Below are 26,468 nucleotides of genomic sequence, written 5' to 3' on the forward strand. Positions count from 1 at the left end.
TTGTCATGGCCACTGCCGAAACGACAACACAAACCCCTGACAACGCTCAAGACACCAGCAACCCGCGCAAACGCAAAATCATGCTGGTCGTGCTCGCGATCGTGGTGATCCTCGCCGGTCTCGGTGTCTGGGGCTATCACGAATTCTTCGGACGCTGGAATGAAAGCACCGACGACGCCTATGTGAACGGCAACGTGGTGGAAATCACGCCGCTGGTCACCGGCACGGTGGTCAGTATTGGCGCCGACGATGGCGACCTGGTCCATGAGGGCCAGGTGCTGGTCAACTTCGACCCGAATGACGCCCAAGTCGGTCTGCAAAGTGCCCAGGCCAACCTGGCCCGCACCGTGCGCCAGGTGCGCGGCTTGTACAGCAACGTCGACGGCATGAAAGCCCAGGTCAACGCCCAGCAGGCTGAAGTGCAAAAGACCCAGGACAACTTCAATCGCCGGAAAAACCTCGCCGCTGGCGGAGCGATTTCCCAGGAAGAACTGTCCCACGCCCGCGACGACCTGACCTCGGCGCAAAACGCCCTGGCCAATGCCAGACAGCAACTGAAAACCACCAGTGCGCTGGTGGACGACACCGTGGTCTCGTCGCACCCGGACGTGATGGCGGCGGCCGCGCAGTTGCGTCAGGCCTACTTGAACAATTCCCGCAGCACCTTGATCGCACCAGTTACCGGTTACGTGGCTAAACGTTCTGTGCAACTGGGCCAGCGCGTCCAGCCGGGCACTGCTTTGATGGCGGTCATTCCGCTGGATCAGCTGTGGATCGACGCCAATTTCAAGGAAACCCAGCTGCGTGACATGCGCATCGGGCAGCCGGTGGACATCGAGGCCGACCTGTACGGCAGCGACGTGAAGTTCAGCGGCACCATCGACAGCCTCGGCGCCGGTACCGGCAGCGCGTTTGCCCTGCTGCCGGCGCAGAACGCCACCGGTAACTGGATCAAGATCGTGCAGCGCGTGCCGGTGCGGATTCACATCAACGCCGAAGAGCTTGCGAAACATCCATTGCGGGTCGGCCTGTCGACGCAGGTCGATGTGAACCTGCACGACCAGAGCGGCCCGGTGCTGGCGCAACAGCCGCCGCAAAAGGCTTCGTTCCGCACCAACGTCTACGACCGTCAGTTGGCCGAGGCCGACGCGATGATCACTCAGTTGATCCACGACAACAGCGCGGCGGTCAGCAAAACCGTGCAGCGCTGATTCGCCAATCCCTAAGCGGCGCCCATTGAAAGGCGCCGCGCCAGTCACGTTTCAAAGGATTCGCGATGAGCAATAACGCCTCTTTCACGCCGCCCAGCCTGCTGCTCAGCACCATCGGCCTGTCGCTGGCGACCTTCATGCAAGTGCTCGACACCACCATCGCCAACGTGGCGCTGCCGACGATTTCCGGCAACCTGGGCGTGAGTTCGGAGCAGGGCACCTGGGTGATCACCTCGTTTGCGGTGAGCAATGCGATTGCGCTGCCGCTGACCGGCTGGCTCAGTCGGCGTTTCGGTGAGGTGAAGCTGTTTCTCTGGGCGACCATTCTGTTTGTGCTGGCCTCGTTTCTCTGTGGTATCTCGACCTCGATGCCCGAGCTGATTGGCTTCCGGGTGTTGCAAGGCCTGGTGGCGGGGCCGTTGTACCCGATGACCCAGACGTTGCTCATCGCAGTCTATCCGCCCGCCAGGCGCGGCATGGCCCTGGCATTGCTGGCGATGGTCACGGTGGTGGCGCCGATTGCCGGGCCGATTCTGGGCGGCTGGATCACCGACAGTTACAGCTGGCCGTGGATCTTCTTCATCAACGTGCCGATCGGGTTTTTTGCGGTGATGGTAGTGCGCCAGCAACTCAAGGCGCGGCCGGTGGAAACCAGCTACCAGCCGATGGATTACGTCGGTTTGATCACCCTGATCATTGGCGTCGGCGCCTTGCAGGTGATCCTCGACAAGGGCAACGACCTTGATTGGTTCGAGTCGAACTTCATCCTTATTGGCGCGGCGATTTCAGTGATTGCGCTGGCGGTGTTCGTGATCTGGGAAATGACCGACAAGCATCCGGTGGTCAACCTGCGGCTGTTCGCTTACCGCAACTTCCGCATCGGCACCATCGTGCTGGTGTTGGGTTACGCCGGGTTCTTCGGCATCAACCTGATCCTGCCGCAATGGCTGCAAACCCAGATGGGTTATACGGCGACGTGGGCGGGGCTGGCAGTGGCGCCAATCGGGATTCTGCCGGTGCTGATGTCGCCGTTTGTCGGCAAGTATGCGCACAAGTTTGACCTGCGGTTGCTGGCCGGCCTGGCGTTTCTGGCGATTGGCCTGAGCTGCTTCATGCGCGCCGGGTTCACCAACGAAGTGGACTTCCAGCACATCGCCCTGGTGCAGCTGTTCATGGGCATTGGCGTGGCGCTGTTCTTCATGCCGACCTTGAGCATCCTGATGTCGGACCTGCCGCCGAACCAGATCGCCGACGGCGCGGGCCTGGCGACGTTCCTGCGGACCTTGGGCGGCAGTTTTGCTGCGTCGTTGACCACGTGGATCTGGATTCGCCGGGCGGATCAGCATCACGCCTATATGAGCGAAAGCATCAGTACTTATGAACCCGCCACCCGCGAGGCACTGAATGCGCTGGGCGGGCCGAGCAACCCGGCGTATGCGCAGCTGGATCATGTGTTGACCAGCCAGGCGTACATGCTCTCCACCGTGGATTACTTCACGTTGCTGGGGTGGGCATTCATGGGCTTGATCGTGATTGTGTGGCTGGCGAAACCGCCGTTTGCGGCGAAGGCCGGGCCTGCCGCCTCGGGTCACTGAGGCTGGAAGATCGTTCCCGCGCTCCGCGTGGGAATGCAGCCCGGGACGCTCCGCGTCCCTTCCAAAGCCGAACGCAAAGCGTCCGTTGAGGCATTCCCACGCAGAGCGTGGGAACGATCAAGTATCAAGTAGCGGGGGCTGCCAGTTGTGGCGGCGGGGCGAAGTCGAAGGGGGCCAGTGCAAACCCTTGCTCATCCACCTGCAACGCCCAGCCCTGACGATCCCAATCCCCCAACACAATCCGCTTGGCCGCCTGCTCGCCAATCTGCAATTTGTGAATGGCCGGTCGATGGGTATGCCCATGGATCAAGGTTTTCACGCCAAAGGCCTGCATGATCCGCGGCACTTCTTCCGGCGTGACATCCACAATGTCATTGGCCTTCATCCGCGTCTGCGCACGGCTTTCGCTGCGCAGTTTGCGCGCCAGTTTATGCCGCGTGCGCAGCGGCAAGTGCCGCAGGATGAACAGGGTGATCGGATTACGCAGATAGCGACGCAGCTTCATATAAGCCTCGTCGCGGGTGCAGAGGCTGTCGCCGTGCATCAATAGCACCGGCTCGCCGTATAACTGCACGACACTCGGGTCTTTCAACAACGTACAGCCGGCCTGTTTACAGAAGGCCTGGCCGAGCATGAAGTCGCGATTGCCGTGCATCAGAAAAATGGCCGTGCCGCTGTCGCTGAGTTCGCGCAGGGCCTGGCAGATGGAACGCTGGAACGGCGTCATGGCATCGTCGCCAATCCACGCCTCGAAAAAGTCGCCCAGGATGTACAACGCACTCGCCGAGCGGGCGCGTCCGGCGAGCAAATCCAGAAACGCCCGGGTTATGTCCGGGCGCTCCTCTTCCAGATGCAAGTCTGAAATCAGCAGTATCACTCAATGATCTCGGCTTTCTCGATGATCACGTCTTCTGCTGGCACGTCCTGGTGGCCGGACTTCATGGTGGTGGAAACACCTTTGATCTTGTCGACAACGTCGGTGCCTTCAACGACTTTGGCGAACACGGCGTAGCCCCAGCCCTGAGTGGTCTTGGCGCTGTGGTTCAGGAAGCTGTTGTCAGCCACGTTGATGAAGAACTGCGCGGAAGCCGAATGCGGCTCCATGGTGCGAGCCATGGCGACGGTGTACTTGTCGTTCGGCAGGCCGTTGTCGGCTTCGTTCTGGATGCTTGGGCGCTTGTCTTTCTTTTCTTTCATGCCTGGCTCGAAACCGCCGCCCTGGATCATGAAGTTACCGATGACGCGGTGGAATACGGTGTTTTCGTAGTGACCGGCTTTGACGTATTCGATGAAATTGGCAACGGTCAGCGGTGCCTTTTCAGCGTTCAGTTCCAGGACGATGTCGCCATGGTTGGTGGTCAGTTTGACTTGGGTCATGATCGGTACTCTTTTAATGAATTCGTGGGTTTCTGGGCGTTAAAGCCCTAAACCGGTCCGGCCAACAGCAGCCAAGGTGCGCAGTTTAGCGTGCCGGGCGCGAATTTCGAGGCTGTTTTTCATTTGCATCCGATTAAATGCAGCCGTTTTTTGCCCTGCGCTGTCAGCGACTTGACGGCATCGGCTATGATAAGCCCCTTTGTTTTAACCGCCGCTTTGATTTGGCCAACTGGCCGCGCACTTGTACGTTCAAGGATCCTATGAGCAAGCCCACTGTCGACCCTACCTCGAATTCCAAGACCGGCCCTGCCGTGCCGGTCAATTTCCTGCGCCCGATCATCCAGGCGGACCTGGACTCGGGTAAGCACACGCAGATCGTCACCCGTTTCCCGCCTGAGCCCAATGGCTACCTGCACATCGGTCACGCCAAGTCGATTTGTGTGAACTTTGGCCTGGCCCAGGAGTTTGGCGGCGTCACGCACCTGCGTTTCGACGACACCAACCCGGCCAAGGAAGACCAGGAATACATCGACGCGATCGAAAGCGACGTCAAATGGCTGGGCTTCGAATGGTCCGGTGAAGTGCGCTACGCCTCGCAGTATTTCGACCAGTTGCATGACTGGGCCGTTGAACTGATCAAGGCCGGCAAGGCCTATGTCGACGACCTGACTCCGGAGCAAGCCAAGGAATACCGTGGCAGCCTGACCGAGCCGGGCAAGAACAGCCCATTCCGCGATCGCTCCGTGGAAGAAAACCTCGATTGGTTCGCCCGTATGAAGGCCGGCGAGTTCAAGGACGGCGCACGCGTGCTGCGGGCCAAGATCGACATGGCCTCGCCGAACATGAACCTGCGCGACCCGATCATGTACCGCATCCGTCATGCGCATCACCACCAGACCGGTGACAAGTGGTGCATCTACCCGAACTACGACTTCACCCACGGTCAGTCGGACGCCATCGAAGGCATCACCCACTCGATCTGCACCCTGGAGTTCGAAAGCCATCGGCCGCTGTACGAGTGGTTCCTGGAAAACCTGCCGGTCCCGGCGAACCCGCGTCAGTACGAGTTCAGCCGCCTGAACCTGAACTACACCATCACCAGCAAGCGCAAGCTCAAGCAACTGGTCGATGAAAAGCACGTTCACGGCTGGGACGATCCGCGCATGTCCACGCTGTCCGGCTTCCGCCGCCGTGGCTACACGCCTGCGTCGATCCGCAATTTCTGCGACATGGTCGGCACCAACCGTTCTGACGGCGTCGTCGATTTCGGCATGCTCGAGTTCAGCATCCGTCAGGATCTGGATCAGAACGCTCCGCGCGCCATGTGCGTGCTGCGTCCGTTGAAGGTGGTGATCACCAACTACCCGGAAGACCAGGTCGAGAACCTCGAACTGCCGCGTCATCCGCAGAAAGAAGAACTGGGCGTGCGCAAGCTGCCGTTCGCCCGTGAAATTTACATCGACCACGATGACTTCATGGAAGAGCCGCCAAAAGGCTACAAACGCCTGGAGCCAAACGGCGAAGTGCGTCTGCGCGGCAGCTACGTGATCCGCGCCGACGAAGCGATCAAGGACGCCGATGGCAACATCGTCGAACTGCGTTGCTCGTATGACCCGGAAACCCTGGGCAAGAACCCTGAAGGCCGCAAGGTCAAAGGCGTGGTTCACTGGGTGCCGGCGGCGGCCAGCGTCGAGTGTGAAGTGCGTCTGTACGACCGCCTGTTCCGTTCGGCCAACCCTGAGAAGGCCGAAGACAGCGCCAGTTTCCTGGACAACATCAACCCTGACTCGCTGCAAGTGCTCACCGGTTGTCGTGCTGAACCCTCGCTGGGCAATGCACAGCCGGAAGACCGTTTCCAGTTCGAGCGCGAAGGTTACTTCTGCGCGGATATCAAGGACTCGAAACCAGGTCATCCGGTATTCAACCGTACCGTGACCTTGCGTGATTCGTGGGGCCAGTGATTCAAGGAACCTCTAACGTGCTTTCGATCTACAACACGCTCACCAAGAGCAAAGAAGTCTTCAAGCCTCTGGATGGCAACAAGGTGCGCATGTACGTCTGCGGGATGACCGTGTACGACTACTGCCACCTGGGCCATGGCCGCAGCATGGTCGCCTTCGACCTGGTGACCCGCTGGTTGCGGTTCAGCGGTTACGACCTGACGTATGTGCGCAACATCACCGACATTGACGACAAGATCATCAATCGGGCCAAGGAGAACGGCGAGTCGTTCGAAGCCTTGACCGAGCGCATGATCGCGGCGATGCACGAAGACGAAGCGCGCCTGAACATCCAGAAGCCGGACATGGAACCGCGCGCCACCGGGCATATCCCCGGCATGCACGCGATGATCCAGACCCTGATCGACAAGGGTTACGCCTACGCCCCGGGCAATGGCGACGTGTACTACCGCGTCGCCAAGTTCATGGGCTACGGCAAGCTGTCGCGCAAGAAAATCGAAGACCTGCGCATCGGCGCACGAATCGAAGTCGACGAGTCCAAGCAGGACCCGCTGGACTTCGTGCTGTGGAAAGGCGCCAAGCCGGGCGAACCGAGCTGGCCATCACCGTGGGGCGACGGTCGTCCGGGCTGGCACATCGAGTGCTCGGTGATGTCGACCTGCTGCCTCGGCGAGACCTTCGACATTCATGGCGGCGGCAGCGACCTCGAGTTCCCGCACCACGAAAACGAAATCGCCCAGAGCGAAGCAGCCACCGGCAAGACCTACGCCAACGCGTGGATGCATTGCGGCATGATTCGCATCAATGGCGAGAAGATGTCCAAGTCCTTGAACAACTTCTTCACCATCCGCGACGTGCTGGAAAAGTACCACCCGGAAGTCGTGCGTTACCTGCTGGTGTCGAGCCACTACCGCAGCGCGATCAACTACTCGGAAGACAACCTCAAGGACGCCAAAGGCGCACTCGAGCGTTTCTACCACGCGTTGAAAGGCCTGCCAAACGTGGCGCCGGCTGGCGGCGAAGCCTTTGTCGAGCGCTTCACTCAGGTGATGAACGACGACTTCGGCACGCCGGAAGCCTGCGCGGTGCTGTTCGAGATGGTGCGCGAGATCAACCGTTTGCGTGAGAGCGATCTTGATGCGGCGGCGGGTCTGGCGGCGCGCTTGAAGGAACTGGCCAGCGTGTTGGGTGTGTTGCAGCTTGAGGCGGATGACTTCCTGCAGGCCGGTGCTGAAGGGCGGGTTGATGCGGCTGAGGTTGATGCGCTGATTGCCGCGCGTCTGGCGGCTCGTGCGGGTAAAGACTGGGCTGAGTCTGACCGTATCCGCGACCAGTTGACCGCGATGGGCGTGGTGCTGGAAGACGGGAAGGGTGGTACGACGTGGCGGTTGGCTGACTGATGATCGTTCCCACGCTCTGCGTGGGAATGCCTCAACGGACGCTCTGCGTTCGGCTTTGGAAGGGACGCGGAGCGTCCCGTGCTGCATTCCCACGCGGAGCGTGGGAACGATCAGTCGCCTGACTGGCGCAACCGCTTGTAAAGAGTATTGCGGCTCACCCCGAGTCTGCGGGCGAGGTGCGAAATATTCCCCCCTGCCGCCTGCAACTGCCGATTCAAATCCTCGGCATCATTCATATCCACCGCCAGCGGTTCCGGCGAGTCCACCGGCTCCAGCTCCAGATCGACAAAAAAATCATCCGGCAAATGCTCCGGCCGCACCGGTTGTTCCTCGGCCATGGCCAGCGCCACCTGCATCACGCTGCTGACCTGGCGCAGATTCCCCGGCCACGGGTGACGGCCGAACAACTCCATCACCTCACGGCTCAACCCAGCCCACTGCGACGGCTCGCGATGCTGTTCCCACAAGCGCTTGAACAGCGCCTGTTTATCACTGCGTTCCCTGAGCGGCGGCAACTCCAGAGTCAAACCGCCGATCCGGTAGTAAAGATCCTCGCGAAACCGGCCGAGCTGCACCTGCTCACGCAACGAGCGATTGGTCGCCGAGATGATGCGGATATCCACCGGAAACAACTCGCTGCTGCCCACCGGTTGCACGCAACGTTCCTGCAAAACCCTTAACAGTCGAGCTTGAGTCGGCAATGGCATGTCACCGATTTCATCAAGGAACAGCGTGCCTTTGTCCGCCTTGCGGATCAGCCCGATGCTGCCTTTCTGATTGGCGCCGGTGAATGCGCCTTTCTCGTAGCCAAACAGCTCGGACTCCACCAGTTCGGCGGGGATGGCTGCACAGTTGACGGCAATGAACGGTTGTTTGCTTCGCGAACTGGCCTGATGCAGGGCTTTGACGAAGACTTCCTTGCCGACCCCGGTTTCACCGTGGATCAACAGCGGAATGTCTTTCTCCAGCAAACGCTCTGCCTGGCGCACGGCTTTTTCCACGCGACTGTCGCCGAAATGCAGGGTATTGAGGCTGATCGCAGCGGGCGCGGCAACAGCAGGTTCTACGCTCTTGGTTTCAGAAAACAGGCGAGCCTGAATCGGCATCTGTTTCGGCCGTTTCAACAGGCATTGAAAACGGTTGCGTCCGGAGGCTTGCAGCGCAAAAGGCAGGCCTTCCGGCTGGTTCAGCAATTCCAGCAACGACACCTTGAACAAACTCTCGACACTGACCCGCGACAAGCTGATGCCCAGCAGATTGTCGGCCCGGCGGTTAGCCGACAGGACCTGCCCGGTTTCATCGAAAATCAGTAAACCGGCCCATTGGCTGTCGAGGTTGTTCAGGCCGGTGTTGAAGGTCAGTTGAAAATGCTGGCCGTGAAAGAGGTTGAGGATCAGCCGGTTTTCCACGGTCTGGCTCATCATCTTGACCATGCCGAGGGTGTGAGACGGCGGCAGGTAGCTGTCGCTGGACACGTCCAGCACCGCAATCACCTTGCGCTCGGCATCGAAAATCGGCGCGGCGGAACCGGTCATGAAACGGTTGGCCTTGAGGAAATGTTCATCGTGCTCGATGTGCACCGCCTGCTCGCAGGCCAGCGCAGTGCCGATCGCATTGGTGCCGCTGCAACGTTCCATCCAGCTGGCGCCGGCGCTGAATCCGCGGGTCAGGCTCGGCTCGATAAAGCGCTGGGTGCCCCAGGACGTCAGCACCTGGCCCTGATTGTCCGCGAGCATGATCAGGCAGTTGGAATTGCTCAGGATGTTTTCGTAATACGGCAGGACTTCCTGATGCGTGGTCTGCACCAGGGAATGCTGGCTCTCCAGCAATTGGGCGATGCCTTCGGCCGGCAATTGGTCGAACGCCGGGGCGCTTTGATGATTGAGGCCGAACGCGCGGCATCGGGACCAGGAGTCCTGGATGATGGTGTCGTGGGAGAGCGGCGAGGCGGGTACGGCCATGGCAGTCGATCTCTGAGCAAGCTTTTATTGTTTTTATGGGTTTTTGCATCACGTTCAAACGCCAGATAACTGTAGGAGCCAGGCTTGCCGGCGAAGGCGTCATTGAAATTGCCTTCGCCGGCAAGCCTGGCTCCTACAGGGGCAATGTGCGGCTGAAAAGTGTTTATAGAGTGTTGTTCACTATTGTTCATTGTCAACGGTTGGATTGTTCAATTGTTCAGTCGTCGTTGTTCATTTCTGTTCAGCAACGAAAGTGGTTTTGCCGCTCTCTCGAAGATTTTCGTGGCGGTTCAATCACTTACATTTTCTGGCATGAAACTCGCTCTACAGCCTGGGTCGCTTGACTCCAAATAATAAAAAAGGCCGAGCCATGTCATTAACCCTGGAGCACGTCAGCCGCACCGTCGAGGGCCAGACCTGGATCGACGATGCGTGCCTTAGTTTTGAACCCGGATCCTTCAACGTTTTGCTTGGGCGCACGCTGTCCGGCAAAACCAGTCTCATGCGCCTGATGGCCGGCCTGGACAAGCCCGACAGCGGCCGCATTCTGATGAACGGTGTCGACGTCACGCAGCGCCCGGTGCGTTTGCGCAACGTGTCGATGGTCTATCAGCAGTTCATCAACTACCCGACCATGACCGTGTTCGAGAACATCGCCTCGCCTCTGCGTCAGGGCGGTGTTTCCAATGAGCTGATCCAGAGCAAGGTGCTGGAAACCGCGAAGATGCTGCGCATCGAGAAATTCCTCAAGCGCTATCCGCTGGAACTCTCCGGCGGCCAGCAACAACGTACTGCGATGGCCCGGGCGTTGGTCAAGGATGCCGAACTGATCCTGTTCGACGAGCCGCTGGTCAACCTCGACTACAAGTTGCGCGAAGAACTGCGTCAGGAGATGCGCGAGCTGTTCAAGGCCCGGCACACCATCGCCATCTACGCCACCACCGAACCCAACGAAGCGCTGGCGCTGGGCGGCACCACCACCATTCTTCACGAAGGCCGGGTGATCCAGAGCGGCAAATCCTCCGAGGTCTATCACCAGCCACAAACCGTACTGGCGGCAGAGCTGTTCTCCGAGCCGCCGATCAACTTGATGCCGGGTAGGATTGCCGGCAACGAAGTGAGCTTCGCCAATTTCGTGCACTTTCCGTTGAACGTCGATTTGCGCCCGGTCGGCGAGGGTGAATTCCGCTTCGGCGTGCGCCCCAGCCATATCTCGCTGGTGCCGAGCAATGACGATGACCTCGAACTCGCGGTGACCGTCGAGGTGGCCGAGATCAGCGGTTCGGAAACCTTCCTGCACGTGCGCAACGAGCATTTCCTGCTGGTGCTGCACTTGCCTGGCGTACACGAATACGACGTCGACGCGCCGATCCGCATCTATATCCCGACCCATAAACTGTTTGTGTTCGATGCGCAGGGGCGGCTGGTCCAGGCGCCCGGTCGCCGTATCGCGAGGGTTGCCTGATGGCCGAAATCCGTTTGCAGAACCTCGCCCACAGCTACACCAGCACGCCGACCGGCCCCGAGGATTACGCGATCCGCGAGATGGACCACGTCTGGGAACAGGGCGGTGCTTATGCCTTGCTCGGGCCTTCGGGCTGCGGCAAGTCGACGCTGCTCAACATTATTTCCGGCTTGCTCAGCCCGTCTCAAGGCCAGGTGCTGTTCGACAGCAAAGTGGTCAACGACTTGACCCCCGAGAAGCGCAATATCGCCCAGGTTTTCCAGTTTCCGGTGGTCTACGACACTATGACGGTGTTCGACAACCTGGCCTTCCCGCTGCGCAATCAGGGCATGGCCGAGGCGAAAATTCACAGCAAGGTGCAGGAAATTGCCGAGGTCCTTGACCTCCAGGCGCTGCTGAGCAAAAAGGCGCGCAACCTCACCGCCGACGAAAAACAGAAAGTCTCCATGGGCCGGGGGCTGGTGCGCGACGACGTCTCGGCGATCCTGTTTGATGAGCCGCTGACCGTGATCGACCCGCACTTGAAGTGGAAACTGCGGCGCAAGCTCAAGCAGATCCACGAGCAATTCAACATCACCATGGTCTACGTCACCCACGATCAGCTGGAGGCTTCGACCTTCGCTGACAAAATTGCGGTGATGTACGGCGGCCAGATCGTGCAATTCGGCACCCCGCGCGAATTGTTCGAGCGGCCGACCCACACCTTTGTCGGTTATTTCATCGGCAGTCCGGGAATGAACCTGATCGAGGTGCAGCCACAACCGGGCGGCGTCGGGTTTGCGTCGACGCATCTGCCTTTGTCCGACGCGCAACAGAAACGCATCGCCGAGTCCGAGTGGAAAACCCTGAAGGTCGGCATCCGTCCCGAGTTCGTGCATGTGTGGGACGAGCCGTTCGATGACGCGATGCAGGCACAAGTCGTACACGTCGAAGACCTCGGCACCTACAAGATCATGACCCTGAACCTCGACGGCGCCCCGTTGAAAGTGCGCCTGGCCGAAGACAAACCGGTGCCCGAGGGTACCGCTTGGATCAGCTTTCCGGCGCAGTGGTTGATGGTTTATGCGGATGATTACTTGCTGCCAGCGCAAGCCAATAATGAGGTGCAGCCATGAACAAGGTGCAGAACAACAAGGCCTGGTGGCTGGTCCTGCCGGTGTTTCTGCTGGTGGCGTTCAGTGCGGTGATCCCGATGATGACCGTGGTCAATTATTCGGTGCAGGACATCTTCGACCAGTCCAGCCGCTATTTCGTCGGTGCCGACTGGTACAAGCAGGTGCTGCTTGATCCACGCCTGCACGACTCGCTGCTGCGGCAATTCATCTATTCCGCCTGCGTGCTGCTGATCGAAATCCCGCTGGGCATCGCCATCGCCCTGACCATGCCGACCAAGGGCCGCTGGTCATCGCTGGTGCTGATCATTCTGGCGATTCCGCTGCTGATCCCGTGGAACGTGGTCGGCACCATCTGGCAGATTTTCGGACGTGCGGACATCGGTCTGCTCGGTGCCAGCCTCAAGGCCATGGGCATCAACTACAACTACGCGGCCAATACCATGGACGCCTGGGTCACGGTGCTGGTGATGGACGTCTGGCACTGGACTTCGCTGGTGGCGCTGTTGTGTTTCTCCGGGTTGCGAGCGATTCCGGACGTGTACTACCAGGCGGCGCGGATTGATCGGGCGTCGGCCTGGGCGGTTTTCCGGCATATCCAGTTGCCCAAGCTCAAGAGCGTGCTGTTGATCGCAGTGATGCTGCGGTTCATGGACAGTTTCATGATTTACACCGAGCCGTTCGTACTCACGGGCGGCGGACCGGGGAATGCCACGACCTTCTTGAGTCAGACCCTGACGCAAATGGCCATCGGGCAGTTCGACCTCGGCCCCGCGGCGGCTTTCTCGCTGGTGTACTTCCTGATCATCCTGTTGGTGTCCTGGCTGTTCTACACGGCCATGACTCACTCTGACGCCAACCGCTGAGGCCCATCATGAGCAAGAGAAAGCTGATTCCGCTGCTGATCTACATCCTGTTCCTGCTGGTGCCGATCTACTGGCTGCTGAACATGTCCTTCAAAAGCAACACCGAAATCCTCAGCGGCCTGACGTTGTTTCCGCAGGATTTCACCTTCGCCAACTACAAAGTGATCTTCACCGATCCGGCCTGGTACACCGGTTACCTCAACTCCCTGTACTACGTGAGCCTGAACACGATCATTTCCCTGAGCGTGGCGTTGCCGGCTGCTTACGCGTTCTCGCGCTACCGCTTTCTCGGTGACAAGCACCTGTTTTTCTGGCTGCTCACCAACCGCATGGCGCCGCCAGCGGTGTTCCTGTTGCCGTTCTTCCAGCTGTATTCCTCGATTGGTCTGTTCGACACCCACATCGCGGTGGCGCTGGCTCATTGCCTGTTCAACGTGCCGTTGGCGGTGTGGATTCTGGAGGGCTTCATGTCCGGCGTTCCGAAAGAAATCGACGAGACCGCCTACATTGACGGCTACAGTTTCCCCAAGTTCTTCGTGAAGATTTTTGTCCCGCTGATCGGGTCCGGGATCGGCGTCACGGCGTTCTTCTGTTTCATGTTTTCCTGGGTCGAACTGCTGCTGGCGCGGACGCTGACATCGGTGAACGCCAAACCGATTGCGGCAGTAATGACCCGCACGGTCTCGGCGTCGGGTATCGACTGGGGTGTGCTGGCGGCGGCGGGGGTGTTGACCATTCTGCCGGGCATGCTGGTGATCTGGTTTGTTCGCAACCACGTGGCCAAGGGCTTTGCCCTGGGCCGAGTCTGAGGAGCTGATGATGGAATGGATGAGCTGGACTGTCCCCACGGCGGCGTTCTTCATCGCCATTGGCCTGATTCTGGCGGGCATGACGACCTGGGAATTACGTTCGCCGAGTGTCCCTCGGCGTGGTTTCTTGCCTATTGCCACCACCCGTGGCGATCGGCTGTTTATCGGTCTTCTCGGCAGCGCCTACCTGCATTTGCTGGTAATCGGCGTCACCGACTGGAGCATCTGGGTTGCGTTCGCGTTGTCCCTGGTGTGGCTGTTGGCTGTGATGCGTTGGGGCTAGTCGAAATCGATCGGCAATGTTGCTCCAAAAACCAAACAGGAGGTCTCTATGTTCGACAAAAACAATAAGCTGCGACATAGCATTTCATTGGCAGCCATGCTGGCATTCAGCGGTCTGAGCGCTTCGGCCTGGGCCGATGCCTACGAAGACGCCGCGAAGAAATGGATCGGCAGCGAATTCAAACCTTCCACCCTCACGCCAGAGCAGCAGCTCGAAGAGCTGAAGTGGTTCATCAAGGCCGCCGAGCCGTTTCGCGGGATGAGCATCAAGGTGGTCTCGGAAACCATCGCGACCCACGAATATGAATCCAAAACGCTGGCCAAGGCCTTCACCGAAATCACCGGGATCAAGCTGACCCACGACCTGCTGCAAGAAGGCGACGTGGTGGAAAAGCTGCAAACCCAGATGCAATCGGACAAGAACATCTATGACGGCTGGGTCAATGACTCGGACCTGATCGGCACGCACTTTCGCTACGGCAAGACCGAATCGATCACCGACCTGATGGCCAACGAAGGCAAGAACTTCACCTCGCCGACCCTGGACATCAAGGACTTCATCGGCATCTCGTTCACCACCGCGCCGGACGGCAAGATCTATCAACTGCCTGACCAGCAGTTCGCCAACCTGTACTGGTTCCGCGCCGACTGGTTCGAACGGCCTGAGCTCAAAGCCAAGTTCAAGGAAAAGTACGGCTACGAATTGGGCGTGCCGGTGAACTGGTCGGCCTATGAAGACATCGCCAAGTTCTTCAGCGAAGACGTCAAGGAGATCGACGGCAAGCGTGTCTACGGGCACATGGACTACGGCAAGAAAGACCCTTCTCTAGGCTGGCGCTTCACCGATGCCTGGTTCTCCATGGCCGGTGCCGGCGACAAAGGCATCCCCAACGGTTTGCCGGTGGACGAGTGGGGCATCCGTGTCGAGGACTGCCACCCGGTCGGTTCCAGCGTGACCCGTGGCGGCGACACCAACGGCCCGGCGGCGGTTTATGCAACCACCAAATATGTCGACTGGCTGAAGAAATATGCGCCACCGGAAGCGGCGGGCATGACCTTCTCCGAGTCCGGCCCGGTGCCGTCCCAAGGCAACATCGCCCAGCAGATCTTCTGGTATACCGCCTTCACCGCCGACATGACCAAGCCGGGCCTGCCGGTGATGAACGCCGATGGCACGCCGAAATGGCGCATGGCGCCATCACCACGCGGACCGTACTGGGAGGAGGGAATGAAGCTGGGGTATCAGGACGTGGGTTCCTGGACGTTCATGAAGTCCACGCCTGAGAAGCAGAAACTGGCGGCCTGGCTCTATGCGCAATTCGTGACCTCGAAAACCGTATCGCTGAAAAAAACCATCATCGGCCTGACGCCGATTCGTGAGTCGGACATCAACTCGCAAGCAATGACTGACCTGGCACCGAAACTCGGTGGTCTGGTCGAGTTCTATCGCAGCCCGGCCCGCGTGCAATGGACCCCGACCGGGACCAACGTGCCGGACTATCCACGCTTGGCACAACTGTGGTGGAGCCACATTGCGGAAGCGGCCAGCGGCGAGAAGACTCCGCAACAGGCGCTGGATGGCCTGGCGAAGGATCAGGACGCGATCATGACGCGTCTGGAGCGCTCGAAGGCGCAAGCCACCTGCGCACCGAAAATGAACCCGGAGCGGGATGCTCAGTACTGGTTCGATCAGCCGGGTGCTCCGAAGCCGAAACTGGCGAACGAGAAGCCCAAGGGTGAAACCGTGAATTACAACGAGCTGTTGAAGTCGTGGGCGGAAGCACGCAAGTAAGCCTTTGTACTCTGTACTGAGAAAAGCGAACGGCACCGAAAGGTGCCGTTTTTATTTGTGCTTGATCTACCGTCTTCGTCGGAACGCCGCCCGGAGCCGGCTCGCTCCCACAGTTAATCTGCGCTGAACGCAAAATGTGTGTCCGATGCCGAACCAATGTAGGAGCGAGCCGGCTCCGGGCGGCGTTCCGACGAAGGCGTCATCAGCCATCGCGCTGGAATCAGGTCAAGGCTGCGAGTTGTTCGATCGTCTGCGGAAAACGCTCAACCAGACGGATCAGTGTCGTGGCTTGGGCATTGGGTATTGCCCGTCCCTGTTCCCAGTTCTCGAGGGTTCGGGTGTTGGTGCGCAGATACATGGCGAACACAGACCGGGAGAGGTTGAGTTGTTGGCGGATGGCTACCACTTCCTCGGCAGTGATGGGCACCAGTTTTGGCAACTGAACCTTGTGGGTTCGCAAAGTGATTTTGCCTTGGCGCTCATCCGCCAGGGCTTCGAGGCCATCCATCAGTTCGGAAAAAATGTCACGTTTCATAGTGGGATCTCGTGTTGATTTCTCTTTCCAGCGCTTGTCTGAAAATTTTTTTCTGAGAGGGCGACAGATCGTCTTGCTCGTTTTTGTTGTACACGGTGAACAGCCAGAATTGATCGAAGCCTGACCACCAGTAATAAATCACTCGTAATCCGCTGCGCTTACCCTTGCCTCGTCGTTGATCGCAGAAGCGGATTTTGCGCAGCCCACCGGTGTCCTCAATGAGATCGCCCGCTTCCGGATTCCTCAGCAACTCCAGTTGAAAGCTGCGAAACAGATCGTCATCCAGGTAATCGTCTCGATGTTTCTGAAACATACGTAATTCGATAAAAAGAGCATCCATGGTCTGTACGCTACCTACGTATAGTGTTGTCTTGATAATCGAATCGGTCAAGGCATCGAAGCCATCCTTTTCGTTCCCGTTTTCAACGGTAGACCTCGGTTGTCAAAACACCTGTAGGACAAGTCGACCCGTGCGGTGAGAGCATTCGATAAAAGAGAGGGGACACTTGGCACCGGGACTGACCTGGGAGGCGGTGCATAAATCGATACTTGAAAATCACGATCCCACAAACGCAAAAACGGCACCCGAAGGTGCCGTTCTTGTTTGTAGCAGATATCGCCGAGCGATCAGCCCGCCAGACCTGACTGCTGAACCAGAGTCAGCAGCGGTTGTGGGTAGACGCCGAGGAAGAATGCCACCAGCGCGATAGCCAGCAGCATTACGCCGCCTGCACGTTGTTCCCAGTGCAGTTGCGCATCGTGGCGACGCAGGTTCGGTTCGATCAGGTACAGGGTGACCATGACGCGCAGGTAGTAGAAGACGCCGATGGCGCTGCCCAGTACCAGGGAACCGACCAGCCACCATTGGTGCGACTCGACACCGGTGGCGATGATGTAGAACTTGCCGATGAAGCCCGCGGTCAGCGGGATACCGGCCAGGGACAGCATCATCACGGTCAGTACGGCGGTCAGGTACGGACGGCGCCAGAACAGGCCGCGGTATTCGTACAGGGCATCCGCGTCACGGCCGTTGTACGGCGAGGACATCAGCGTGATGACGCCGAACGCGCCGAGACTGGTAATCACGTAGGTGACCAGGTACACGCCAATGGCTTCCACAGCCAGGCCTTTGCTCGCCACCAGGGCGATCAGCAGGTAGCCGAAGTGAGCGATGGACGAGTAACCCAGCAGACGCTTGAGGTTGCTCTGGGTCAGTGCCAGCAGGTTACCGAACAGGATCGAGGCGATGGCGATGATGGTCAGCACGTCGCTCAGCACACCGCTGCTTGCCGCAGGCGAGATCTGGAACAGACGCACCATCACCGCGAACACTGCGACTTTCGAAGCGGTGGCCAGGAACGCTGCCACCGGTGCCGGAGCACCTTCGTAAACGTCCGGGGTCCAGAGGTGGAACGGAACCAGCGACAGCTTGAACGCCAGACCGATCAGCATCATGCCCAGGCCCAGTTGCGCCAGCGAGCTTGGCAGGCCGGTGGCCGCGAGGGCCTGGCCTATACCGACGAAGCTCAGGCTGCCCGAATCGGCGTACAGCAGGGCCATACCGAACAACAGGAACGCCGAACCGGCGGCCGACAGCACCATGTACTTGATACCGGCTTCCAGCGAACGCTTGTTGAAGAAGGCGTAAGCCACCAGACCGTAGACCGGTACCGAGAGCAGTTCCAGACCGATGAACAACCCGGCCAGGTGCTGCGCGCTGACCAGCACCAGGCCACCGGCGGCGGCCATCAGGATCAGCAGGTAAAGTTCTTCACGGTTGCCCGGGTAACCCGAGCCGCCATCGCCGAGGTAGGCGTGGGCGAGGGTCACACAGGCGAGGGTGGCGACCAGGATCAGCGCCATGTACAGGCAGGCGAAGGTGTCGATCTGCAGCAATGGAGTCACGGCCAGAGGCGCGACTTTCAGGGCTGGCAGGATCGACAGCAACGCCAGGTTCAGACCCGCCACGGAAATCAGGAAGGTCTGCGAGTGGTTGCGGCGCCAGGCGATCGCCAGCATCACCACGATGATCGTGGCGCTGGTGATCAACAACGGCGCAAGCGCGATAAAGTGTTGAGTCGTGAATTCCATAGCGCTCTTACCGGGCCGAAGCGAGTTGAGTGAAGGCGGTGCCGAGCCACTGCTGCACGCCATGCATCGTCGCGGCAGAGGTGTCGAGGAACGGTTGCGGGTACACGCCGATGTAAATCAGCAGTGCCGCCAGACCGACCACCATGATCAGTTCGCGACCATCCATGCCATGCAGCACCGCGTCCGATTTGGACGGGCCGAAGTAGGCACGGTGGATCATGATCAGCGAGTAGACCGAACCGAACACCAGACCGGACGTCGCGATGATAGTGATCCATGGGGCGCTCGGGAACGTGCCGATCAGGATCAGGAACTCACCCACAAAGTTACCGGTACCCGGCAAGCCCAGCGAAGCGGCTGCAAAGAACAGGCTGATAGCCGGCAGGTAAGCGATCTTCGACCACAGGCCACCCATTTCACGCATGTCGCGGGTGTGGGTGCGCTCGTACAGCTGACCGCTGAGGATAAAGAGTGCTGCCGCCGACAGACCGTGCGCCAGCATCTGCATCACCGCGCCCTGCAGCGCCAGTTGGCTGCCGGAGTAGATGCCGATCAACACGAAACCCATGTGGGAAACGGAGGAGTAGGCGATCAGACGCTTGATGTCGGTTTGGGCGAAGGCCAGGAACGCACCGTAGAAGATCCCGATCAGACCGAGGGTCATGGCGAACGGCGCAAACTCGGCCGACGCATTCGGGAACAGCGGCAGGGCGAAACGCAGCAGACCGTAAGCCGCCGTCTTCAACAAGATACCGGCCAGGTCGACCGAACCCGCTGTTGGCGCCTGGGCGTGAGCGTCAGGCAACCAGGAGTGGAACGGCACCACGGGCAGCTTCACCGCGAAGGCGATGAAGAAGCCGAGCATCAGGATGTACTCGGTGGTGAGCGACATCTTGGTTTTCAACAGGTCGGCGTAGTTGAAGGTAATCACGCCGGTGTCGTTGAAGTTGACCAGGACCAGACCCAGGATCGCCACCAACATGATCAGGCCGGACGCCTGAGTGAAGATGAAGAACTTGGTCGCCGCGTAGATCCGGGTTTTCTTGCCGTCCGAAGAACTGTGACCCCAGAGCGCGATGAGGAAGTACATCGGCACCAGCATCATTTCCCAGAAGAAGAAGAACATGAACAGGTCGAGGGCGAGGAACACGCCGACGACACCGCCCAGGATCCACATCAGGTTCAAGTGGAAGAAGCCAACGTGACGCTGAATCTCTTTCCACGAGCACAGTACCGAGAGGATACCCAGCAGACCGGTCAGCAGGATCATCAACAGCGACAGGCCGTCGAGGGCCAGGTGCACGCTGATGCCGAAGCGCTCGATCCAGATGTGCTTGAACTCAAGCACCCAGGTCGGATCGGCGCCAGGTGCCGGAGCAAATGAATAATCACCGTGGGCCCACAGCCAGAGGCCGAGCGCGAGTTCCAGGGTCATGGTCAACAGCGCAATCCAGCGGGGGAGGGTAGCGCCGAAGCGCTCACCCATCCAGCACAGCAGGCCGCCGATGAAGGGGATCAGGATTAGCCAAGGCAGAATCATGACGGGCTCAATTCCTTTCGCAAGTTCGCAAGGTTCATATCAGACCGCTACCAGCACGATGGCGCCGATGACCAGCACGGAGCCGGCTGCCATCGATGCCGCGTACCAACGCAGTTGACCGGTTTCGGTACGGCTCAGGGCGGTGTGACCACCTTTGGCCATACGCGGGATCAGACCGATGGTCTGGTCGAGCGGGTCTCTGCGCAGTGCGTGGCAGATCGCAAGGTATGGCTTGACGAACAGTTTGTCGTAGATCCAGTCGAAGCCCCAGGCAGCGAACCACCAGGCCGAAAGGAAGCGGCCGATGCCGCTGTTGGCGATTGCAGTGACGAAACGACGCTTGCCGAGGAACAGCATCGCGGCCAGCAGGATACCGGCCAGGGCGATGGCGCCCGAAGCGATTTCCAGACTGTGCTTGGCTTCGCCGCCGGCATGACCAACGCTTTCTGGCAGCACGCCGTGCAGCGGTGGAACGATCATTGCGCCGACGAAGGTCGACAGGACAATCAGCACCGACAGTGGCAGCCAGTGAGCGATGCCGTGACCGGCGTGTGCTTCAGTCTTCGCTTCACCGTGGAACGCGATGAAGATCAGGCGGAAGGTGTACAGCGAAGTCATGAACGCACCGACCAGACCTGCGTAGAGCAGACCGTGGTTGCCGCTGGCAAACGCTTCCCAGAGGATTTCGTCCTTGGAGTAGAAGCCTGCGGTCACCAGTGGCAGGGCCGAAAGGGCCGCGCCGCCGACGATGAAGCTGGCGTAGGCCAGTGGCAGTTTCTTCCACAGACCGCCCATCTTGAAGATGTTCTGCTCGTGGTGGCAGGCAACGATCACCGCACCGGAGGCAAGGAACAGCAGCGCCTTGAAGAAGGCGTGGGTCATCAGGTGGAAGATCGCGCCATCCCATGCGCCAACACCCAGCGCCAGGAACATATAGCCGATCTGGCTCATGGTCGAGTAGGCGAGGATACGTTTGATGTCGGTCTGAACCAGTGCGGCAAAACCGGCGAGTACCAGGGTCACACCGCCGACAACGCCGACCAGGTGCAGGATATCCGGCGCCAGGGTAAACAGGCCGTGGGTACGGGCGATCAGGTAGACACCGGCGGTTACCATGGTTGCGGCGTGGATCAGTGCCGAAACCGGAGTAGGACCGGCCATCGCGTCCGCCAGCCAGGTTTGCAGCGGCAGTTGCGCGGATTTACCGACAGCGCCGCCCAGCAGCATCAGGGTCGCCATGACCATCCAGAAGTCGCCGGCCTGGAATTTCTGTGGCGCCAGCACCAGCAGTTCCTGGATGTTCAGCGTACCCAGTTGCGCGAACAGGATGAACAGGCCGATAGCCATGAACACGTCGCCGATACGGGTGACGATGAAGGCTTTGAGTGCCGCGTTGCCGTTGTTGCGGTTGCTGTAGTAGAAACCGATCAACAGGTACGAGCACAGGCCCACGCCTTCCCAACCGAAGTACAGGAACAACAGGTTATCGCCCAGGACCAGGAACAGCATGCTGGCGATAAACAGGTTGGTGTAGGCGAAGAAGCGCGAGTAACCGGCTTCACCGCGCATGTACCAGGACGCGAACAGGTGGATCAGGAAGCCGACGCCGACCACTACACCGAGCATGGTCAGGGACAGACCATCCAGGTACAGCGCGAAGTTAGGCGTAAAGCCTTCCACCGCCATCCACTGCCACAACACCTGGGTGTAGTGGCCGCCTTCAGGCGGGGCGACGTTGAATTGCCAGATCACGTAAGCCGTGACGATGGCAGACAAGCCGATGGACCCGACGCCAATCAGCGCCGACAGGTTTTCCGAAAAGCGGCCGCGTGAAAACGACAGCAGCAGGAAACCTATGAGAGGGAATACGAAAGTCAGATAGAGAAGATTCATCCGCGCATCTCGCTGGCAGCGTCGATATCGAGAGTGTGGAAGCGGCGATACAGCTGCAACAGAATCGCCAGGCCAATACTGGCCTCGGCAGCTGCCAGGCTGATCACCAGGATGAACATGATCTGTCCATCCGGCTGACCCCAGCGGCTACCGGCAACGATGAAGGCCAGTGCGGAGGCATTCATCATGATCTCCAGGCTCATCAGCACGAAGAGAATGTTGCGGCGGACCATCAGGCCGACCAGACCGAGGCAGAACAAGATGCCGGCGACCGCCAGACCATGCTCCAAAGGGATAGCAGGCATCGTCATTGCTCCTTGGCTTCGTTGCGGCCCAAGTGGAACGCCGTGACGGCTGCGGCAAGCAGCAGCATCGAGGCGAGTTCGACCACCAGCAGATAAGGACCGAACAGGCTGATGCCCACGGCCTTGGCATCTACGGTGGTGTGGCCGATGGCCTGACCGCTGGCGTCGCTGAACAGCACGTACAGCAATTCAACCAGCAACAGGGCGCCAAGGGCGACCGGGCCGAGCCAGATGCCGGGCTTGAGCCAGACGCGCTCTTGCTGAACCGAGGCGGGACCGAGGTTCAGCATCATCACCACGAACACGAACAGCACCATGATGGCGCCAGCGTAGGCGATCACTTCCAGAACACCGGCAAACGGTGCGCCGAGGGCGAAGAACGTCATGGCCACGGCGATCAGCGAAATGATCAGGTAGAGCAGGGCGTGCACAGGGTTGGTGTTGGTGATCACGCGAAGCGTGGACACCACAGCGATACCCGATGCGAAATAGAAAGCGAATTCCATCTTTCTTCCTTAAGGCAGCAAGCTCTTCACGTTGATCGGCTGGGCTTCATTCTGCGCGGAGCCTTTGGGCTTCCCGGCAATCGCCATACCTGCAACACGATAGAAGTTGTAATCAGGGTTTTTGCCGGGGCCGGAGATCAACAGATCTTCTTTCTCGTACACCAGGTCCTGACGTTTGAACTCGGCCATCTCGAAATCCGGTGTCAGCTGGATCGCGGTGGTCGGGCAGGCTTCCTCGCAGAGGCCGCAGAAAATGCAGCGCGAGAAGTTGATGCGGAAGAAGTCCGGGTACCAGCGACCGTCTTCGGTTTCAGCTTTCTGCAGCGAGATGCAACCAACCGGGCACGCCACGGCGCACAGGTTGCAGGCTACACAACGCTCTTCGCCATCAGGGTCGCGGGTCAGCACGATACGGCCACGAAAGCGCGGCGGCAGGTACACGGCTTCTTCCGGGTACTGCAGCGTGTCGCGCTTGCGGAAGGCATGGCCGAAGATCATCACCAGGCTGCGAAGCTGGGTGAAGAAGCCATGCACGATGTCAAATATGTACTTCATGATTCTCTATCCTCACTGAGCCGCGACGGCGGGCGTGTTGAGCAACACGATCGCAGCGGTCACCAGCATGTTGACGAGGGTCAGCGGCAGGCAGAACTTCCAGCTGAAATCCATCACTTGGTCATACCGTGGGCGCGGAATCGAGGCGCGCAGCAGGATGAAGAACATGATGAAGAACGCGGTTTTGAGCGCGAACCAGATGAACGGGATCTGCGGCAGAATGCCGAACGGACCGTGCCAGCCACCGAAGAACAAGGTCACCAGCAGCGCCGAAATCAACACGATGCCGATGTACTCGCCGACGAAGAACATGCCCCATTTCATGCCGGCGTATTCAATGTGGTAACCGTCGGCCAGTTCCTGCTCCGCTTCCGGCTGGTCGAACGGGTGACGGTGAGTCACGGCGACGCCAGCGATGAAGAAGGTCAGGAAACCAAAGATCTGCGGAATCACGAACCACAGGTTCTGCGCTTGGTATTCAACGATGTCGCGCATGTTGAAGGAGCCGACCTGGATCACGATGCCCATCAGCGACAGGCCCATGAACACTTCGTACGACACGGTTTGTGCCGAGGCTCGCAAGCTGCCCAACAGGGCGAACTTGTTGTTACTCGACCAGCCGGCGAACAGCACCGCGTAGACCGACAGACCGGCCATGGCGAAGAAGAACAGGATGCCGATGTTGATGTCCGCCACACCCCAGGTCGGGGTGATCGGGATGATCGCGAAGGCAATCAGCAAGGCGCTCATGGCCACGACCGGTGCCAGGGTGAAGATCACCTTGTCGGCGAACGGCGGGGTCCAGTCTTCCTTGAAGAACATCTTGATCATGTCGGCCGCGATCTGGAACGCGCCGAACGGGCCGACGCGGTTCGGACCGTAACGGTCCTGCCAGAGGGCGAGCAGACGACGCTCGACCCAGCTCAGCAGCGCGCCGCACACCACCACGGCGAGCAGAATCACGATGGCCTTGAGGACCGCGATGATCACGTCAATCACTTCAGGCGTGAACCAGGTCATTGAGCTGCCTCCTGCAGACCGTCAACGGATTTGCCAAAGATCGCTGGCGGAATGCCGGCGATACCGGCCGGCAATGCGACCAGGCCGGCACCCAGCTCTTCGTTGATGCGCAGCGGCAGACGCAGGGTCTGGCCAGCAACGCTCAAGCTGAGCAGGGCACCGTCATTGACACCCAAACGGTCGGCTTCGGATTTGGCCAGCGACACGTAAGCGGCCGGGATGCGTTCCTGAACCGGCGCGGCTTTGGAAGAGTTCTCTTCGCTGCCGAACAGGTGGAAGAACGGCACGACTTGCCAGGTGCCTGGAGCCGGGTTGAACGCACGCGGAACAGCGGCGAACCAGTTCAGCGAGTCACCGGTGCTTTCGATCAGGCGAGTGCCCGGGTCGCCAGCGCGGATGTGACCACCGACTTCGTCCTGGAACTTGTTCCAGGCTTGCGGCGAGTTCCAGCCCGGAGACCAGGCGAATGGCACTTGCTGACGCGGTTCGACCGAGCCCGAGTAACCTTCCATGGAGAACGAGAACGCGGTGTCGTTATCCTGGGAAGTACGCGGTTCGTGCACGCTGATGTCGGCGCGCATGGCGGTACGACCGGAGTAACGCAGCGGTTCGCGAGCCAGTTTCAGGCCCTTGATGCGGAACGCGGCGGACGGAGCGGCGCTAACAATGCCGGCCAGTTGCGGAGTGCTTGCGGCACAGGCAGCGGTGACGTGGTCCAGTTGGGTCCAGTCGATCGGCTGGTTCAACAGGGTGGCGCGCAGGGCATGCAGCCAGCGCCAGCCTTCGTGAACCAGGATGCTCGCGTCGAGGTAAGTCGGGTCGAAGACCTGGAAGAAACGCTGGGCGCGGCCTTCCTGGCTGACCAGCGTGCCGTCGCCTTCAGCGAAGCTGGCGGCTGGCAGAACCAGGTGCGCGCGATCGCTGGTGGCGGTCTTCTGATGGTCCGCCACGATCACCACTTTCGCGGCGTTCAGGGCGGCATCGACCTTGGCTTTGTCGGTACGGGTGTACAGATCGTTTTCCAGCACGACGATAGCGTCGGCTTTACCGTCAATCACGGCTTGCAGTGCTTCGTCGACCGAGTCGCCACCGAGCATGGCCAGGCCGAGGCTGTTGGCCTCTGGCACGATCAGGCTGATGGAACCGTTCTTCTCGCGCAGCTTCAGGGCTTTGGCGATGTTTGCCGCGGCTTCGATCAGCGCCTTGGAACCCAGCGAGGTGCCTGCAATGATCAGCGGACGCTTGGCGGCGAGCAGGGCGTCGGCAATGCGCTTGGCCAGTTCAACGGCTTCAGCATCCAGGCCTTCAACCGCTGGGGCGCTGGCGTCGAGGGCGTGAGCCACGGCGAAACCGATGCGCGCCAGATCGTCTGGAGCCGCGTGAACGCATTCTTCAGCAATGTCGTCGAGCTTGGTTTCAGCCAGGCTGGCGATGAACAGCGGGTTCAGCGCGTGCTGGCCAATGTTCTTCACTGCGGCGTCGAGCCAAGGCTGAACGCGCATGGCATCGGCCATGTCTTCAGCCTTGCCTTTGACCGATTGACGCAGGGACAGCGCCATACGGGCAGCGGTCTGGGTCAGGTCTTCACCAAGAACGAAGATCGCATCGTGGTCTTCGATGTCGCGCATGTTCGGGATCGGCAGCGGGCTGTCTTTGAGCACCTGCATGACCAGACGAATGCGTTCCAGCTCGGCGGCTTCGATACCAGAGTAGAAGTGCTCGGCGCCGACCAGTTCGCGCAGCGCGTAGTTGCTTTCGAGGCTGGCACGGGGCGAACCGATACCGACGATGTTGCGACCGCGCAGCAGGTCAGCGGCTTTATCCAGTGCTTCGTCGAGCGTCAGTTTGGCACCGTTGGCCAGCAATGGCTGACGCGGGCGATCCTTGCGGTTGACGTAGCCATAGCCGAAACGGCCACGGTCGCACAGGAAGTACTGGTTGACCGAACCGTTGAAACGGTTTTCGATACGACGCAGTTCACCGTAGCGCTCGCCCGGGGAGATGTTGCAACCGCTGGAGCATCCATGGCAGATGCTCGGCGAGAACTGCATGTCCCACTTGCGGTTGTAGCGCTCGTAGTGTGTCTTGTCGGTGTACACACCAGTCGGGCAGACCTAGGTTTTGTTGGGTTTTTAGTCGTTTTGGTTTTTTGTGTCTTTAATTGTTTAGATGTAGTTGTTGTCGTTTTCTTT

At 59.7% G+C, this 26,468-nt stretch carries 22 protein-coding genes and 1 pseudogene; 10 read left to right on the plus strand and 13 right to left on the minus strand.

What is annotated here, in order from left to right; translation table 11 throughout:
• Positions 1-5: 5 nt before the first annotated feature.
• Positions 6-1,211, plus strand: a complete 1,206-nt coding sequence (locus ACIQV9_RS26475; protein ID WP_403107742.1) for an efflux RND transporter periplasmic adaptor subunit — start codon at positions 6-8, stop codon at positions 1,209-1,211.
• Positions 1,212-1,276: 65 nt separating this feature from the next.
• Complete coding sequence (locus ACIQV9_RS26480) at positions 1,277-2,806, plus strand: DHA2 family efflux MFS transporter permease subunit (RefSeq protein WP_403107744.1); 1,530 nt, start codon at positions 1,277-1,279, stop codon at positions 2,804-2,806.
• A gap of 124 nt (positions 2,807-2,930) precedes the next feature.
• Here ACIQV9_RS26480 and lpxH read toward each other — a convergent pair whose 3' ends face one another.
• Both lpxH and ACIQV9_RS26490 read right to left on the minus strand, forming a co-directional pair.
• A complete protein-coding gene (gene lpxH / locus ACIQV9_RS26485) occupies positions 2,931-3,683 on the minus strand; it encodes a UDP-2,3-diacylglucosamine diphosphatase (RefSeq protein WP_403107746.1) in 753 nt (250 codons plus the stop codon).
• Positions 3,680-4,183, minus strand: a complete 504-nt coding sequence (locus ACIQV9_RS26490) for a peptidylprolyl isomerase (protein WP_403107748.1) — start codon at positions 4,181-4,183, stop codon at positions 3,680-3,682. Before ACIQV9_RS26490 ends, lpxH begins: the two co-directional genes overlap by 4 nt.
• Positions 4,184-4,443: 260 nt before the next feature.
• On the opposite strand from ACIQV9_RS26490, the gene ACIQV9_RS26495 reads away from it, so the two are divergent.
• Entirely contained in the window at positions 4,444-6,144 is a 1,701-nt protein-coding gene (locus ACIQV9_RS26495) for a glutamine--tRNA ligase/YqeY domain fusion protein (RefSeq protein ID WP_403107750.1), read from the plus strand.
• Between the two features lie 17 nt (positions 6,145-6,161).
• On the plus strand, positions 6,162-7,544 hold the full coding sequence (gene cysS / locus ACIQV9_RS26500; RefSeq protein WP_403107752.1) for a cysteine--tRNA ligase: 1,383 nt from the start codon (positions 6,162-6,164) through the stop codon (positions 7,542-7,544).
• Between the two features lie 110 nt (positions 7,545-7,654).
• Here the strand turns inward: cysS and ACIQV9_RS26505 are convergent, their stop codons facing one another.
• Positions 7,655-9,505 (minus strand): sigma-54-dependent Fis family transcriptional regulator, encoded by a 1,851-nt coding sequence (locus ACIQV9_RS26505; RefSeq protein WP_403107754.1) that lies wholly within the window; start codon positions 9,503-9,505, stop codon positions 7,655-7,657.
• A 370-nt stretch (positions 9,506-9,875) separates the two neighbouring features.
• On the opposite strand from ACIQV9_RS26505, the gene ACIQV9_RS26510 reads away from it, so the two are divergent.
• From ACIQV9_RS26510 to ACIQV9_RS26535, 6 genes are read left to right on the plus strand one after another with little or no spacing between them, the layout of a single operon-like run.
• Positions 9,876-10,970 carry an ABC transporter ATP-binding protein gene (locus ACIQV9_RS26510; RefSeq protein WP_403107756.1) on the plus strand — a complete coding sequence of 365 codons (1,095 nt, stop codon included), beginning with the start codon at positions 9,876-9,878 and terminating at the stop codon, positions 10,968-10,970.
• A complete protein-coding gene (locus ACIQV9_RS26515) occupies positions 10,970-12,085 on the plus strand; it encodes an ABC transporter ATP-binding protein (RefSeq protein ID WP_403107758.1) in 1,116 nt (371 codons plus the stop codon). Before ACIQV9_RS26510 ends, ACIQV9_RS26515 begins: the two co-directional genes overlap by 1 nt.
• Positions 12,082-12,948 carry a carbohydrate ABC transporter permease gene (locus ACIQV9_RS26520; protein WP_403107760.1) on the plus strand — a complete coding sequence of 289 codons (867 nt, stop codon included), beginning with the start codon at positions 12,082-12,084 and terminating at the stop codon, positions 12,946-12,948. Before ACIQV9_RS26515 ends, ACIQV9_RS26520 begins: the two co-directional genes overlap by 4 nt.
• Positions 12,949-12,956: 8 nt before the next feature.
• On the plus strand, positions 12,957-13,757 hold the full coding sequence (locus ACIQV9_RS26525; protein ID WP_131062347.1) for a carbohydrate ABC transporter permease: 801 nt from the start codon (positions 12,957-12,959) through the stop codon (positions 13,755-13,757).
• 10 nt (positions 13,758-13,767) lie between these two features.
• Positions 13,768-14,040 (plus strand): DUF2160 domain-containing protein, encoded by a 273-nt coding sequence (locus ACIQV9_RS26530; RefSeq protein WP_109629387.1) that lies wholly within the window; start codon positions 13,768-13,770, stop codon positions 14,038-14,040.
• Positions 14,041-14,088: 48 nt separating this feature from the next.
• Positions 14,089-15,831, plus strand: a complete 1,743-nt coding sequence (locus tag ACIQV9_RS26535; protein WP_403107763.1) for an extracellular solute-binding protein — start codon at positions 14,089-14,091, stop codon at positions 15,829-15,831.
• Positions 15,832-16,051: 220 nt separating this feature from the next.
• On the opposite strand, the gene ACIQV9_RS26540 is transcribed toward ACIQV9_RS26535, so the two are convergent.
• The 10 genes and pseudogenes from ACIQV9_RS26540 to ACIQV9_RS26585 all read right to left on the minus strand — a co-directional run.
• Entirely contained in the window at positions 16,052-16,366 is a 315-nt protein-coding gene (locus ACIQV9_RS26540) for a DNA-binding transcriptional regulator (RefSeq protein WP_094468064.1), read from the minus strand.
• Positions 16,356-16,706, minus strand: a complete 351-nt coding sequence (locus ACIQV9_RS26545; protein ID WP_403107776.1) for a toxin — start codon at positions 16,704-16,706, stop codon at positions 16,356-16,358. Before ACIQV9_RS26545 ends, ACIQV9_RS26540 begins: the two co-directional genes overlap by 11 nt.
• Positions 16,707-16,993: 287 nt before the next feature.
• Complete coding sequence (nuoN, locus tag ACIQV9_RS26550) at positions 16,994-18,457, minus strand: NADH-quinone oxidoreductase subunit NuoN (RefSeq protein ID WP_109629405.1); 1,464 nt, start codon at positions 18,455-18,457, stop codon at positions 16,994-16,996.
• A 7-nt stretch (positions 18,458-18,464) separates the two neighbouring features.
• The gene (nuoM, locus tag ACIQV9_RS26555; protein ID WP_403107765.1) at positions 18,465-19,997 is read right to left on the minus strand and encodes an NADH-quinone oxidoreductase subunit M; all 1,533 of its coding nucleotides are present in this window, start codon (positions 19,995-19,997) and stop codon (positions 18,465-18,467) included.
• Between the two features lie 39 nt (positions 19,998-20,036).
• The gene (gene nuoL / locus ACIQV9_RS26560) at positions 20,037-21,890 is read right to left on the minus strand and encodes an NADH-quinone oxidoreductase subunit L (RefSeq protein ID WP_403107767.1); all 1,854 of its coding nucleotides are present in this window, start codon (positions 21,888-21,890) and stop codon (positions 20,037-20,039) included.
• On the minus strand, positions 21,887-22,195 hold the full coding sequence (gene nuoK / locus ACIQV9_RS26565; protein WP_010458852.1) for an NADH-quinone oxidoreductase subunit NuoK: 309 nt from the start codon (positions 22,193-22,195) through the stop codon (positions 21,887-21,889). Before nuoK ends, nuoL begins: the two co-directional genes overlap by 4 nt.
• A gap of 2 nt (positions 22,196-22,197) precedes the next feature.
• Complete coding sequence (gene nuoJ / locus ACIQV9_RS26570) at positions 22,198-22,701, minus strand: NADH-quinone oxidoreductase subunit J (protein ID WP_095631557.1); 504 nt, start codon at positions 22,699-22,701, stop codon at positions 22,198-22,200.
• 9 nt (positions 22,702-22,710) lie between these two features.
• A complete protein-coding gene (gene nuoI / locus ACIQV9_RS26575; RefSeq protein ID WP_007905075.1) occupies positions 22,711-23,256 on the minus strand; it encodes an NADH-quinone oxidoreductase subunit NuoI in 546 nt (181 codons plus the stop codon).
• A 12-nt stretch (positions 23,257-23,268) separates the two neighbouring features.
• Positions 23,269-24,276: an NADH-quinone oxidoreductase subunit NuoH gene (gene nuoH / locus ACIQV9_RS26580; RefSeq protein ID WP_008146046.1), complete on the minus strand. Its 1,008-nt coding sequence runs from the start codon at positions 24,274-24,276 to the stop codon at positions 23,269-23,271.
• Positions 24,273-26,387 (minus strand): annotated as a pseudogene (locus tag ACIQV9_RS26585) (molybdopterin-dependent oxidoreductase); the annotation flags it as partial. The pseudogene ACIQV9_RS26585 and the gene nuoH, both read right to left, overlap by 4 nt.
• Positions 26,388-26,468 lie beyond the last annotated feature (81 nt).

Origin of the sequence: Pseudomonas sp. NPDC099000, from assembly GCF_044759925.1 — a bacterium.
Lineage (GTDB): Bacteria > Pseudomonadota > Gammaproteobacteria > Pseudomonadales > Pseudomonadaceae > Aquipseudomonas.